General features: G+C 72.2%; 12 protein-coding genes. 9 read left to right on the forward strand and 3 right to left on the reverse strand.

Going from position 1 to position 13,810, the window contains the following annotated elements:
* The 4 genes from ACZ7DY_RS36600 to ACZ7DY_RS36615 all read left to right on the forward strand — a co-directional run.
* On the forward strand, positions 1-375 hold a 375-nt coding region (locus tag ACZ7DY_RS36600; protein ID WP_471143598.1), incomplete at its 5' end, for a hydroxymethylglutaryl-CoA synthase.
* A gap of 325 nt (positions 376-700) precedes the next feature.
* Positions 701-886 carry a hypothetical protein gene (locus tag ACZ7DY_RS36605; protein ID WP_471143600.1) on the forward strand — a complete coding sequence of 62 codons (186 nt, stop codon included), beginning with the start codon at positions 701-703 and terminating at the stop codon, positions 884-886.
* 373 nt (positions 887-1,259) lie between these two features.
* On the forward strand, positions 1,260-3,284 hold the full coding sequence (locus ACZ7DY_RS36610) for an FAD/NAD(P)-binding protein (protein WP_471143602.1): 2,025 nt from the start codon (positions 1,260-1,262) through the stop codon (positions 3,282-3,284).
* Positions 3,274-4,704, forward strand: a complete 1,431-nt coding sequence (locus ACZ7DY_RS36615; protein WP_471143604.1) for a nitrosuccinate lyase — start codon at positions 3,274-3,276, stop codon at positions 4,702-4,704. The genes ACZ7DY_RS36610 and ACZ7DY_RS36615 overlap by 11 nt, the downstream gene beginning before the upstream one ends.
* A gap of 91 nt (positions 4,705-4,795) precedes the next feature.
* On the opposite strand, the gene ACZ7DY_RS36620 is transcribed toward ACZ7DY_RS36615, so the two are convergent.
* Positions 4,796-4,978: a MerR family transcriptional regulator gene (locus tag ACZ7DY_RS36620; RefSeq protein WP_471143606.1), complete on the reverse strand. Its 183-nt coding sequence runs from the start codon at positions 4,976-4,978 to the stop codon at positions 4,796-4,798.
* The gene (locus ACZ7DY_RS36625; RefSeq protein WP_471143608.1) at positions 4,975-5,610 is read right to left on the reverse strand and encodes a hypothetical protein; all 636 of its coding nucleotides are present in this window, start codon (positions 5,608-5,610) and stop codon (positions 4,975-4,977) included. Before ACZ7DY_RS36625 ends, ACZ7DY_RS36620 begins: the two co-directional genes overlap by 4 nt.
* A 657-nt stretch (positions 5,611-6,267) precedes the next feature.
* Between ACZ7DY_RS36625 and ACZ7DY_RS36630 the strand changes: the two genes are divergently transcribed.
* On the forward strand, positions 6,268-7,344 hold the full coding sequence (locus ACZ7DY_RS36630; RefSeq protein WP_471143610.1) for a polyprenyl synthetase family protein: 1,077 nt from the start codon (positions 6,268-6,270) through the stop codon (positions 7,342-7,344).
* Positions 7,345-7,407: 63 nt separating this feature from the next.
* On the opposite strand, the gene ACZ7DY_RS36635 is transcribed toward ACZ7DY_RS36630, so the two are convergent.
* The gene (locus tag ACZ7DY_RS36635; protein ID WP_471143612.1) at positions 7,408-8,349 is read right to left on the reverse strand and encodes a hypothetical protein; all 942 of its coding nucleotides are present in this window, start codon (positions 8,347-8,349) and stop codon (positions 7,408-7,410) included.
* An 852-nt stretch (positions 8,350-9,201) separates the two neighbouring features.
* On the opposite strand from ACZ7DY_RS36635, the gene ACZ7DY_RS36640 reads away from it, so the two are divergent.
* The 4 genes from ACZ7DY_RS36640 (at position 9,202) to ACZ7DY_RS36655 (ending at position 13,676) form a co-directional block, all read left to right on the forward strand.
* Positions 9,202-9,690, forward strand: a complete 489-nt coding sequence (locus ACZ7DY_RS36640) for a PhzA/PhzB family protein (protein ID WP_471143614.1) — start codon at positions 9,202-9,204, stop codon at positions 9,688-9,690.
* A gap of 34 nt (positions 9,691-9,724) precedes the next feature.
* Positions 9,725-10,900 carry a 3-deoxy-7-phosphoheptulonate synthase gene (locus ACZ7DY_RS36645; RefSeq protein WP_471143616.1) on the forward strand — a complete coding sequence of 392 codons (1,176 nt, stop codon included), beginning with the start codon at positions 9,725-9,727 and terminating at the stop codon, positions 10,898-10,900.
* A gap of 191 nt (positions 10,901-11,091) precedes the next feature.
* Positions 11,092-11,715 carry an isochorismatase family protein gene (locus ACZ7DY_RS36650; protein WP_471143618.1) on the forward strand — a complete coding sequence of 208 codons (624 nt, stop codon included), beginning with the start codon at positions 11,092-11,094 and terminating at the stop codon, positions 11,713-11,715.
* Positions 11,712-13,676, forward strand: a complete 1,965-nt coding sequence (locus tag ACZ7DY_RS36655) for an anthranilate synthase family protein (RefSeq protein WP_471143620.1) — start codon at positions 11,712-11,714, stop codon at positions 13,674-13,676. Before ACZ7DY_RS36650 ends, ACZ7DY_RS36655 begins: the two co-directional genes overlap by 4 nt.
* Positions 13,677-13,810: the final 134 nt, after the last annotated feature.

Genomic DNA, 13,810 nt, shown 5'->3' on the forward strand with positions numbered 1-13,810 from the left:
CTGGGGCCCTCGACGGCCTATAACCGGGTGGTGGGCAACAGCTATACGGCGTCGGTGTATCTGGCGCTGGCGGCGCTGCTGGACCAGGCGGAGGATTTGAGCGGGCGTGCGGTGGGGTTCTTGAGTTACGGCTCGGGCAGTGTCGCGGAGTTCTTCGCGGGCCGGGTGGTGGAGGGCTACCGGGAGCGGCTGCGCACGGTGGAGCACCGGGCGGCGATCGAGCGGCGCACGGTGCTGGATTATGCGGGCTACCGCGAGTTGCACGAGCGGTCCTTTCCCACCGACGGCGGCGAATACCCGACGCCGGAACAGACCAGCGGGCCCTTCCGGCTGGCCGGCCTCCGCGGCCACAAGCGCATCTACCAACGGCGCTGAGCCCCGGCCCGGCCCAACCCCCGTACGCGTTACGCCCATTGCGGCAAGGACAGCAGCAAGTGCAGTGCTACGAGCAGTAGTTGGAGCAGAGGAGGCGAGAGGCATGAGTGAGACCGCGGTGAACGGCGCGGACGTACAAGAGCTTGCTCGAATCGTCTCCGGGGACAAGACCGCGGCGCCCACAGCGGCCGGTGCGGACCGGAGCGGGCGCACGCGGCGCAGCCCGGCCCGGCAAACGGCCGGCCCGGCCGCAGTCGCATCCGCGGGCGTGGCGCGGAGCGGGAACGGCCGGCCGGACCGACAGACAGGGACAGCCCTCCGGCCCGTGCAGTACGAGCCCGGCACCGGACCGCTCTGCCGTCCGGCCCGCGTCGCCGCGGTCGCCCCCGTGGCCGCGGCCGCCGGGGTCGTCGCCGCCGGCCGCCAAGGGGACGTCTGCCGCCCAGGGCTGGTCCCGGCGGCGCACTGTGGAGGCGGCATCGCCGCAGGGTCCGCCCTGCTGCCATGGTGAACGGCTACCGTCCGCCCCGCGACAGCGGTTGACGGACGGCGCTCGAGGGACGCCAGGGGCCCGCTCGCGGCCGGATCCTCCCGGCCCGCCAACGGGGCCCCTGCCTCCGCCCGTTCACCCTTTTCCGCACGCCCCCCTGTTGCTGTCCCGCCCCCCTGTTTTTGTTCTTCTGCCGGTGTGCCGTCGTGCGCGCCGTGGGGCGGGGGCCGGCCCGGTCGAGGACTCTCCCGGGCCGTGTGGGGGCCGTGCGCAGCAGTGCCCGCCCCCCGCCCCAGGGGGGCGGGTGCGCCGGCCCCGTGCCGCGGCGCCGCGATGGCGGCCCGGGCGCGTGCGGTCACGCCCCCTCTTCTTGTGATCAGCAGAAACGGTAGACATGACAGCGACACAGTGCACGGTGTGTGTGGTGGGTGCCGGACCGCGCGGACTGTCCGTCCTGGAGCGGCTGTGTGCGAACGCCCGCTCCCACCCGCGCGCCACCGCCGTTCACATCCACCTCGTCGACCCCTACCCGCCCGGCCCCGGCAAGGTGTGGCGCACCGACCAGTCGCCCCACCTGCTCATGAACACCGTCGCCGGGCAGATCTCGGTGTTCACCGACGCCACCGTGGACCTGCAGGGCCCCCTGGAGCCGGGGCCGAGCCTGCACCAGTGGGCCCGCGCGCTGGCCGCGGGCGAGATCGGCGGGGAACACCCCCGCCAGGTGCTGGACCAGGCCCGCACCCTGGGCCCCGACACCTACCCCACCCGCGCCTTTTACGGTCACTACCTGCGCTGGGCCTACCAGCGCGTCATCACCGGCGCCCCGCCCGGGGTGCGGGTCAGCGTGCACCGCGCGCTGGCCTTGACCCTGGACGAGGAACCCGGCCCCGCCGGCCCGCCGCGCCAGCAGGTCACCTTGAGCAACGGCCGCCGCCTGGGCGGGCTGGACGCGGTGATCCTGTGCCAGGGCCACCTGCCGGCCGCGCCCGATGCGGGCGAACACGCCTTCGCCGCCCGGGCCGCGGCACACGGCCTGCGCCACATCGCCCCGGCCAACCCCGCCGACGTCGACCTGAGCGCCCTGGCCCCGGGCAGCACCGTCCTTCTGCGCGGCCTTGGCCTGAACTTCTTCGACTACCTCGCCCAGCTCACCCTGGGCCGCGGCGGCTCCTTCTCCCGCACCGCCGGCCGGCTGCGCTACCACCCCAGCGGCAACGAGCCCCGGCTGTGGGCGGGTTCCCGGCGCGGCATCCCCTACCAGGCCAGAGGCGAGAACGAGAAAGGCCCCCACGGCCGCCACCAGCCGCTGCTGCTCACCCCCGAGCGCATCGACGCCCTGCGCCGGGCCCGCGCCCAAGGCGGCCTGGACTTCCGGCAGGAGGTGTGGCCGCTGATCTCCCGCGAGGTCGAAGCCGTCTACTACCGCACCCTGTTCACCTCCCGCGGCCACAGCAGCCGGGCCGCGCGGCTGCAGGCGGACTACCTGGCGGCCGGCGAAGAGGACAAGGACGCCGTCCTTGCCTCCTACGGCATCGGGGAGAAGTACCGCTGGGACTGGGACCTGCTCGCCCGCCCCTACCGGGACCGGGAGTTCACCGGCCCGAGCGACTTCACCCACTGGCTCCTGGACCACCTGCGCGACGATGTCACCGAGGCCGCCGCCGGCAACCTCAGCAGCCCCCTCAAGGCGGCCCTGGACGTCTTGCGCGACCTGCGCAACGAGATCCGCCTCATCGTCGACCACGCCGGCCTGCACGGCCACTCCCACCGCAGCGACCTGGACGGCTGGTACACCCCGCTCAACGCCCACCTGTCCATCGGCCCGCCCGCCCGGCGCGTGCAGGAGATGATCGCGCTGATCGAGGCCGGCGTGCTGCGGGTGATCGGGCCCGGCCTCACCGTGGAGGCCACCGCCGGCGGCTACCGGGCCGCCTCCCCGCTGGTGCCCGGCTCGGCCGTCACGGTCGAGGCCCTGATCGAGGCCCGGCTGCCCGCGATCACCCTGCGCCGCACCGGCGACGGGCTGCTGCGCCACCTGCTGGCCACCGGCCAGTGCACCACCCACCGCATCCCCGCCCGCGACGGCGGCACCGGCCACGAAAGCGACGGACTGGCCGTCACCGGGCGGCCCTTCCACCTCATCGACGCCGCCGGAGCCCCCCACCCGCGCCGCTTCGCCTTCGGCGTGCCCACCGAAGGGGCGCACTGGGTGACCGCCGCCGGCATCCGCCCCGGCGTCAACTCCGTGACCCTCACCGACGCCGACGCCCTGGCCCGCGCCGCCCTGGACTGCACCCCACCCGCCCCCGCCCGGGCAGGCGCCCACCCCGAACACCCCGAAGCCACCACAGGCACCGAAAGCACCAGAGCCGCCGAAGGCACCAGAGGCATCGAAGACGGAGGCCCCCATGCACACTGACCGCCCCTTCGAGGCGCCCGCCGGGCAGGCCGCGGCCGAGGCGGAGGCCGGGCTGCTCGCACCGGTGTGGGCGGACACCCCCGTCGTCACGGCCGTCAGCGACCGCGCCTGGCTGCAGGCCATGCTGGACGCCGAGGCGGCCCTGAGCCGGGCCCAGGCCCAGCTGGGCACCATCCCGCCCGCCGCCGCCCAGGTGATCACCCGTACCGCCCGCGCCGACCTCTTCGACCTCCCCGACCTGGCCCGCCAGGCCCGCCAGTCGGCCAACCCGGTGGTGGCCCTGGTACGGGAGTTCACCGCCCTGGTCGCCGCCCAGGACCCCGACGCGGCCGCCTACGTACACCGCGGCTCGACCAGCCAGGACATCCTGGACACCGCCACCGTCCTGGTCGCCGGCCGGGCCCTGCGCCTGATCCGCGCCGACCTGGACCACATCGAACAGGTCCTGGCCGGCCTGGCCCGCACCCACCGCGACACCCTGATGGCCGGGCGCACCCTGGCCCTGCACGCGGTCCCCACCACCTTCGGCTGCAAGGCGGCCGGCTGGCGCCACCTCGTCCTGGACGCCGCCCACAAACTGCAGCAGCTCAGCGCGAGCGGCCCCGTCCAGCTCGGCGGGGCCGCCGGCACCCTGGCCGGCTACCTCCAGCACGCCCCCGGCACCGACCCCGCCGCCTACGTCACCGACCTCACCCGCGCCTTCGCCGCCGAACTGGGTCTGAGCGCCCCGCTGCTGCCCTGGCACGTCCTGCGCACCCCCGTGGTGGACCTGGCCCACGGCGCCGCGTTCACCTGCGGCGCCCTGGGCAAGATCGCCGTCGACGTGCTGTCGCTGACCCGCACCGAGGTCGGCGAGGTCCACGAACCGGCCCCCGCCGGACGGGGCGCCTCCTCGGCGATGCCCCACAAACGCAACCCCGTCCTGGCCACGGCCATCCGCTCCGCCGCCCTGCAGAGCCCGCAGCTGGCCGCGACGGTCCTGGGCTGCATGCTGAGCGAGGACGAACGCTCCGCCGGCGCCTGGCACGCCGAATGGGAGGCGCTGCGCGCCCTGCTGCGGCTGACCGGGGGAGCCACCCACCAGGCGGTGGAGCTCCTGTCCCACCTGGCCGTCGACGCCCCGCGCATGCGCGCCAACGCCGCGCTCACCGCGGGCCAGATCGTCTCCGAGCGGATCGCCGCGGTCCTGGCCCCGGCGCTGGGCAAGGCCCGCGCCACCGAACTGCTGAATCAGGCCAGCGCCCACGCCGCGCGCACCGGCACCCCCCTGGCCGACACCCTGCGCCAGGACCCGCAGGTCAGCACCCTGCTGGCCGGGAGCGGCCACCACGACCTGTTCGACCCCCAGGCCTACACCGGCGCCGCGCCGGCCCTGACCGACCGCGCCCTGACCCGCACCCTGCCCGCCCACCGGCCCTGACCCCCGCCCCGGCGAAGCGGCCCCCGCCCCGCGGCATGCGGAACAGGGGCCGCCCGCACCCCCGATGGGCCGGGGGGGGGGGGGGGGCAGCTCAGCGCCGGCGCTGCAGGGCGATCACCGTGAGTTCCTCTATGTCGAACTGCGAGCGGCCCGGGGTGCCATAACGCGTGATCTTCCCCCGGCTCACCCACTTTCGGATGGTCGCCTCGGACACACCCGCGGCGAGAGCGGCCACATTCGTGGGAACGAGCCTGTGGCGCGGCGGCCGGTTCATGCGGCTTCCTTTCGCTGATGATTCATGAGATGCCGTACGGCGAGCAGTTCCCGCATTTCCCAGGAATGCCCCGAAGAACAGCTGATGCCGCTCCTGCCCGTGCCTCTCGCCTGCACCGGAGATGTGTTGATCTTCCCCGGGCAGCGGTCGATGACGCATTCGATGAGAAGAGGCGCACCGGGCTCACCGGGCTCGGGGTCGATCGCATGCAGCAATTCCAGGTGCAGGGCCTCGATCTCATCGGCGAAATCGGCGGCCGGCGGCTGCAGGAGAAGCCACGGAAGATGACGCAGAAGGAAACCGGCCAGCTGCGGCACCGAACGGGGCACGGGACCGGCCCCGGCTTCCTCCGCCACATACCCGGCCCACGACTCCAGCACGGCCGCACTGTTGTTCCGGGCATCGAGCGCGGACAGGTTCAGATGATCCCGCCGGCGGGACCCCGACACCTTCGTCGGGTTCCGCCGCCGCGGCGCCGGCAGAATGTGGTGCAGACCCTCCTGGTGCAGACCGGGCAGCGCACGCAGCTGACGGGCCAGCTGCCCGGTGCAGGCGCCGCACAGGAGGGACCCGGCCGCCACGCACACGTCCTGCGCGTGCGCATGCCGCCTGGGGCATGAATGAAACTCCATCGAATGAATCTCCTTCACGGGCTGACGCGCCCCGCCATCAGCAGGGGGCCGCGCATTCCCATGCCCATTGCCGTGGTGAATACTGAAACGAAGGGCCCATGGGGGAGAGGATGAGAAAAATCCCCGCACTGCGGCCGCCGGAACGACTGGAAAGACTGGAACGACTGGAATGCCGTCATGATCGGTATGGCTTCACGATCCCGGTCAGGAAATCCCGGCAAAGGATTTGACCCCGGCCCGTCGCACACAGGCCATGGCATGTTCATCGAATACGGCTGCCATAGGTGTTCCGTCCCCCCGCTGTGATGCAGATCCCCGGTACTGCCGAGCTGCAGCCGGAGGTGCACTTGGGAGAGTTCCATGGGCGCTCGGGGGTGTCAACGCTGGCTCCGGCGGGGACTGAGCGGTAATCCAGGCCGTATGAATTTTTCATTTCGTAATCGATCGCCCCTAAAGGGGAATTCTAGATTCCCCTTTTCTGGAGGGGAACTCCAGTCTCCTTCAGGTCTTTGCGGGGCCATGCAATGTCTGCTTTGTGAAATACCCGGGCGGGCGCGGGGGAGCGGCGGCAGGGCGCGGACGCCGCCGCCCGCCGGGCCGCTCGCCCCCGGGGGCGGCCGCCCCTGCCCTGCCCGACACCCAACCGAGGAGATAGGCATGCTGAAGGAAAACCCCGCACGGCCCGACGCGCACGGCCAGGAACCGGCCGCCTCCGCGCGCCGCGTCCGCGACGACCTGCTCCAGGCGATGGAGCAGCGGCTGCGGTCCTTCCTCGCGGCCGAACGCGCCGAGTGGATCGAGATCAACGCGCAGACCGCCGGCGCCATCGACGCGCTCTCCGACCTGCTTGCCGCCGGCGGCAAGCGCATCCGCCCCGCCTTCTGCCTCACCGGCTACCTCGCCGCCGGCGGAGACCCCAAGGACCCCGGGGTGGTCGCCGCCGCCGCGGCCCTGGAGATGCTGCACGCCTCCGGCCTCATCCACGACGACATCATCGACGCCTCCAGCCACCGGCGCGGCCGGCCCACCGTCCACGTCCAGCACTCCGCGCTGCACGCCGACCGCGCCTGGCAGGGCGAATCGCGCCGCTACGGCGAAGGCGTGGCCATCCTCATCGGCGACCTGGGCCTGGTCTACTCCGAGGAGCTGATGTCCAAGGCCCCGCCGGCGGCGATACCGGTGTGGAACAAGCTGCGCTCCGAAGTCATGATCGGCCAGTACATGGACATGACCGCGGCCGCCGAGTTCTCCGTCGACCCCCAGCTCTCCCGCCTGATCGCCCTGGTCAAGTCCGGCCGCTACACCATCCACCGGCCGCTGGCCATCGGCGCCGGCGCGGCCGGCCGCCCCGACCTGGCCCCCGCCTTCCAGCAGTACGGCGAAGCGGTGGGCGAGGCCTTCCAGCTCCGCGACGACCTGCTGGACGCCTTCGGGGACTCCGCGGACACCGGCAAGCCCGCCGGACTCGACTTCAGCCAGCACAAGATGACCCTGCTGCTGGGCTGGGCGATGCAGCGCGACGAGCGCATCCACCGCCTGATCACCGAACCGGGCCACACCCCCGAGGAGGTACGCACCCGCCTGATGGACACCGGCGTCCTGGACGACGTCGAAAAGCACATCGCCGTCCTGGTCGAACAGGGCTGCAACGCCATCGCCGACGCCCCCCTGGACCCCCTCTGGCGCGACGAACTGGCCGCCATGGCCGGCCGCGTCGCCTACCGCACGACCTGAGCCCGCCCGCCGCGAGCCCGCCCACCCGGGCGGGTGCTGCCAAGGACCGGAGGTCTTAGGACATCAGCCGCGTCGGTATCTGGCGGCCATCGTGTGGAATACCTTCTTCGGTTCCCAGCGCCTCTCGTCGAGCATCCGCACGACGCCGTAGGAGCCGAGGTCCTGCTGCCCGGGCCTGCTGTAGCCGGCGAAGGTGAACCAGAGCGCGGTGTCCCCGCCCTCGTCCTCGAAGATGTCCAGCAACTCGGTGAGGTAGCGCGCCTGCTCGTCTTCGTCCGCGACCGCGCCGCCGGGCACCTGCCAGGCCATGCCGCCACGCTCGCCCGCGCCCCGGTAGGCACAGGTTCCGTACTCGGTCACCGCGACGGGCTTGCCGTGGGCGAGGTGCCCACGCAACTCCTCACGGAAGCTGCCGGCGTTGTAGGAGGCCCGGTAGGCATCGATGCCGACGACGTCGAACGCAGCCCAGTCAACGAACTCCCAGGGAGCCGAGGCGTAGGTGACCTGCCCGCCGAAGCGCCTGCGGACGGTCGCGGCGACCTGGGGGAGGAAGTCGTTGAGGCGCTCTTGCACCGGTTTCAGGGAGGACCACCACGCCATGTCGGCGGCCGCCATGGCCCGCATACGGTCGCCGTAGGTGGCGCCCGGGAGGAAGCCGCCGCAGAACGCGCTGATCTCGCATCCGGCGACGAACACCACATCGGCGCCGGCCTCCCGTACGGCTTCGGCCCGAGCGGCGCAGTCGGCGAAGAACGGGAGCAGCCGGTCGCGGGGAAGGTCCACGGGAAAGGGGGCGAACCAGACCTCGAGGCCGGCCTCTGCCGCCTGTCGTGCGGCGATGCTCAACCGTTCGGGCTCGCGTCCCGAGATACGAACGGCGTCACAGTGAAGCTCTGCGGAGATCACCGCCATGTCGTGCCGGACCGTCTCAAGGGGGAAGCTCTTGCGGGAGAGTTGCTCCCCTGGGAGGAACCCGGTGTCGTAGTTGATGCCCCGTGCGCGCACGTTTCGTGCCCCTTCACTGCCGTTGCCGTGTCCGAGCAAGTCAAAGCCGCGCTCGGAGCTCTTGGCCAGAGGCCGGCCGGCACGGGCGGGAGCGGTACGGAGCCGGGTCAGGACCCGCCCGTTCTCAAGACGGGCGAAAGCCGGGCCCGACCGCTGCCCCCAACTCCGCCCGCGCCCGCGGCCGTTGGCCGTCGCCCGCCCGCGGGCGGGCGGTGAACTCCGCATCGCGCCGCCGCACTTGCGGCCCATGCGGCCCACCGGCGCCAAGGGCCCCGCGGCACCCGTGCGGGCCCGCCCCGGCGGCCTCCGTTTGCAGTGACCCACGTCACCACCAAGGGCCCTTGGTGGCGGGCGCCGCCCGTGTCACTATTTCTGCAAGCCTCCCCTGCCCGAAAACAGTGCCTGCGTGATGCGGTCAACACCGCTGCGGGCCAGGGGAGTTGCGGGCCGGCCCCGAGCGCCGGACCCGCCCCCTCCAGGGCCGATTCGCCCGCAACCGGCCGCCGCCGGACCGCCGTTGCCCGCCGCGGCCCCACCTCTCCACCGTGGCCCGCACGCCCTTGCGGCGTGCGGGCCACGGCCGGTCCGCGCCCGTCGCGCGACCGGCCACACCCTTTCCGTATTCACCACAGCAAATGATCAAAGAAGCGTTCTGGATGCCCCATGCCAGCGCGCGGAACCGGCCTGCCCCCACACCAGTTGAACGTTGCATCACATCCCTGGTGAACCGCTTGAACGCTGTTGATTTGCCCCGTCGGTTCGGGCAAGATCACCGCAAGCCGGCGGGGGTATACCGGCATCCGCCGCATGCTTCTTTCCGCCTACTCCATTATCGCCAAGGGGGGCCCACCCATGTCTGAATCCGTCCCGGCCGAAGGATTCTCCGACGCGGCCGAATTGCGCCGCGCGAACCGCGCCACGGTCGAGAAATACATGCACACCCGCGGCCAGGACCGGCTGCGCCGCCACGAGCTGTTCACCGAGGACGGCCGCGGCGGCCTGTGGACCACCGACACCGGATCACCCGTGGAGACAGTGGGCCGCGACCGGCTCGCCGAGCACGCCGTGTGGTCGCTGGACTGCTTCCCGGACTGGGAGTGGTACAACATCAAGATTTTCGAGACGCAGGACCCCAACCACATCTGGGTGGAATGCGACGGACGCGGCAAGATCCGCTTCGGCGATTACCCCGAGGGCTACTACGAGAACCACTTCCTGCACTCCTTCGAATTGGAGAACGGAAAGATCAAGCGAAACCGCGAGTTCATGAACCCGTTCCAGCAGCTGCGCGCGCTCGGCATTCCGGTCCCGGAGATCAAGCGCACCGGCATACCCACCTGAGCGTCGCCTCATCACCGCTGGATCGGAGTACGCCATGGAAGACGTCATACGGGAGATTCGTATCCGCGGGGCTTTGCAGCAACCCGAATGGAACGACCTGTCCCAGCTGGAGCGGATGACCGGGGAACTGGCCACCCGCCCCACCCTCGTCGAGGGCGACGACCTGGCCACCCTGCGCACCCTGCTGGGCAAGGTCGCCGCCGGCGAGGCGCTGGTGCTGCAGTCCGGCGACTGCGCCGAGGACCCCCAGGAATGCACCCGCGAACACGTCGCCCGCAAGGCCGCCCTGCTGGACCTGCTGGCCGGCTCGCTGGGCCTGATCACCGCCAAACCGGTGCTGCGCGTGGGCCGGATCGCCGGCCAGTTCGCCAAACCCCGCTCCAAGCCCACCGAGACCGTCGACGGCGTGGAACTGCCGGTCTTCCGCGGCCACATGGTCAACGGCCCCGAACCCGACGCGGAGAGCCGGCGCCCCGACCCGCTGCGCCTCCTGACCGGCTACATGGCCGCCGGGAACATCGTGGAATACCTCGGCTGGCGCGACCGGGCAGCCGGCCGCGAGGTCGTCGCACCCCCGGTGTGGACCAGCCACGAAGCGCTGCTCCTCGACTACGAGACGCCCCTGCTGCGCATGGACGACAACGGCCGGCTGTTCCTCGGCTCCACGCACTGGCCGTGGATCGGCGAGCGCACCCGCCAGGTCGAAGGCGCCCACGTGGCGATGCTGTCCCAGGTCAGCAACCCGGTGGCGTGCAAGGTCGGCCCCTCCATGGAACCGGCCGAACTCCTCGCGCTGTGCGAGCGGCTGGACCCCTGGCGCGACCCGGGACGCCTCACCCTGATCGCCCGCATGGGCGCCATGGCGGTGGCCGACCGGCTGCCGCTGCTGGTGGAGGCCGTACGCCGGGCCGGACACCCCGCCATCTGGCTGTGCGACCCGGTCCACGGCAACACCGTCACCGCCCCCGGCGGCTACAAGACCCGCCTGGTGCAGACCCTTTCACGGGAGGTCACCGGCTTCGTCCAGGCCGTGCGCGGCGCCGGCGGCGTGGCCGGCGGCCTGCACCTGGAGACCACCCCCAACGACGTCACCGAGTGCGCCACCACCGAAGCCGACCTGGACCGGGTCGGCGAGCGCTACACCTCCTTCTGCGACCCCCGCCTCAACCCCGCCCAGGCCCTGTCCGTCGTCTCCGCCTGGCCGGCCTGACCGGACCGCCCGGACCAACCGGAGCGCCCGCAAGGACGCAACCGGCCACCCCCGGGCCCGCCGCCCGGCCCCCCGGACCGCCCGGCCGGGGGGCCAGGCAGCGCACCACCCCACCCCCCAGGGCGCCTTCACCCACGGCACGCACCCGCACGCGCACCACGCATCCACGCATCAAGGCGAGGACTACAGCCATGACCGGCATACCTTCCATCCACCCGTATCCGCTGCCCGCCGAGGGTGACCTGCCCGCGGCGGTCGTGTCCTGGAACGCCGAGCCCGACCGGTCGGTCCTCCTGGTGCACGACATGCAGCGCTACTTCCTCAAGCCGTTCCCCGACACCCTGCGCCAGGACCTGATCGCCAACGCCGCCCGGCTGCGCGACCGCTGCGCCCAGCTCGGCGTCCCGGTCGCCTACACCGCCCAGCCCGGCGGCATGAGCGAGGAACAGCGCGGTCTGCTCAAGGACTTCTGGGGCCCGGGCATGCGCCCCGAACCCGAGGACCGCCAGGTCGTCGACGCCCTGGCCCCCGCCCAGGACGACTGGCGGCTCACCAAATGGCGCTACAGCGCCTTCTTCAAGACCGACCTGCTGCAGCGGATGCGCGCCGCGGGCCGCGACCAGCTCATCCTGTGCGGCGTCTACGCCCACGTCGGCGTCCTGGCCACCGCCATCGACGCCTTCACCCACGACATCCAGCCCTTCTTCGTCGCCGACGCGACCGCCGACTTCTCCCAGGACTACCACCGCTCGGCCCTGACCTACGCCGCCGAACGGTGCGCCCGGGTCACCACCGTCAAGGGAGTCTTCGCATGACGCAGCACGGCGCACCCGCCCACCCCGCCCACCCCGCCGACCTCCTGGAGCGTGCCCTGCAGGGCGAGACACCGGCCTTCGCGCTGCTGCACCGGCCCGGCCGGCCGGGCCCGGCCACGGTCGAGGTCCTCACCGGCGCGGTGTCCTGGCCGGCCACCCTGGCCGACATCCCACTGCCCGACGACACCAGCGACAGCGACAGCGACAACAACAGCGGCAGCGGTGGCGGGGCGCGGCACGAAGTCCTGGTCGTCATGCCCTACCGGCAGCTGACCGAACGCGGCTTCGCCTGCACCGACGACGACACCCCCCTGGTGGCCATGACCGTCACCGGCCAGCAGGACATCCCCCTGGCCCAGGCCCTGGCCCGCATCCCGGACGTGCCCACCGCCCTGGCCGGCGGCGACTTCGACGTGGACGACACCGCCTACGAAGACGTCGTACGCCGCATCGCCAAGGAGATGATCGGCACCGGAGAGGGCGCCAACTTCGTCATCAAGCGCACCTTCGTCGCCGACATCACCGCCTACGGCCCGCGCAGCGCCCCCGCCCTCTTCCGCCGCCTGCTGGAACGCGAGAGCGGCGCGCACTGGACGTTTCTGATCCACACCGGCGGCCGGATCCTGGTCGGCGCCTCACCCGAGCGGCACGTGAGCCTGCAGGACGGCCTCGCGGTGATGAACCCGATCAGCGGCACCTACCGCTACCCGCCCTCGGGCGCCACCCTCTCGGGAGTCCTGGACTTCCTCGGCGACCGCAAGGAAACCGACGAGCTGTACATGGTGCTCGACGAGGAACTGAAGATGATGGCCCGCATCTGCCGGGGCGGCGGCCGCGTGGTGGGCCCCTACCTCAAGGAAATGGCCAAGGTCGCCCACACCGAGTACTTCATCGAGGGCCGCACCGACCGCGACGTGCGCGACATCCTGCGCGAGACGATGTTCGCCCCCACCGTCACCGGCAGCCCCCTGGAGAGCGCCTGCCGCATCATCCAGCAGTACGAGCCCGGCGGCCGCGGCTACTACAGCGGCGCCGCCGCCCTGATCGGACGCGATGCGAACGGCCGGCGCGAGATGGACTCCGCGATCCTGATCCGCACCGCCGACATCAGCCCCCAGGGCCGCGTGTCCATCGGCGTGGGCGCCACCATCGTGCGCCACTCCGACCCGGCCTCCGAAGCCGCCGAGACCCGCGCCAAGGCCGCCGGACTGGTCGCCGCCCTCAACGGCGACACCCGCCTGCGCTTCGCCGACCACCCCGCCGTGCGCCAGGCCCTGGAACTGCGCAACGACACCATCGCCGGCTTCTGGCTCGCCGGCACCGATGCCCGCACCCGGCCCCTGCCCGAACTGGCCGGCCGCTCCGTGCTGGTGGTGGACGCCGAGGACACCTTCACCTCGATGATCGACCAGCAGCTGCGCTCTTTGGGCCTGCACGTCACCGTGCGCCGCTACGACCAGGAGTACGCCTTCGAGGGCCACGACCTCATCGTGATGGGACCGGGCCCCGGCGACCCCCAGGAACTGGCCCACCCCAAGATGCGCCACCTGCACACCGCTGTGGCCACCCTCCTGCGCGAACAGCGGCCCTTCCTGGCCGTCTGCCTCAGCCACCAGGTCCTGGGACTCCAGCTCGGCCTGCCACTGCGCCGGCGCACGGTGCCCAACCAGGGCGTGCAGAAGCAGATCAGCCTGTTCGGCACCACCGAACACGTCGGCTTCTACAACACCTTCGCGCTGCTGAGCCAAGACGAGGAGTTCACCCCGGACGTCCTCCGCGGCGCCGGTCCCGTCCAGGTGAGCCGGGACGCCGACAGCGGCGAGGTGCACGCCCTGCGCGGCCCGGGTTTCGCCTCCCTGCAGTTCCACCCCGAGTCCGTGCTGACCCGGGAAGGGCCCCGCATCGTGGGCACGGTCCTGGCCGGCCTGCTGGCCCCGGCCCCCGCCCCCGACCCGGCCTGAGCCCCGCCGTCCCGGCGCCGCCCGACGAGTGAGAGACCTGATGCACACCTATGTAGTGGTCGACGCGTTTGCCGAAAAGCCCCTGTCCGGTAACCCGGTGGCGGTGTTCTTCGACAGCGACGACCTGAGCGGCA

The sequence above is a fragment of the Streptomyces sp. NPDC037013 genome (assembly GCF_055607265.1).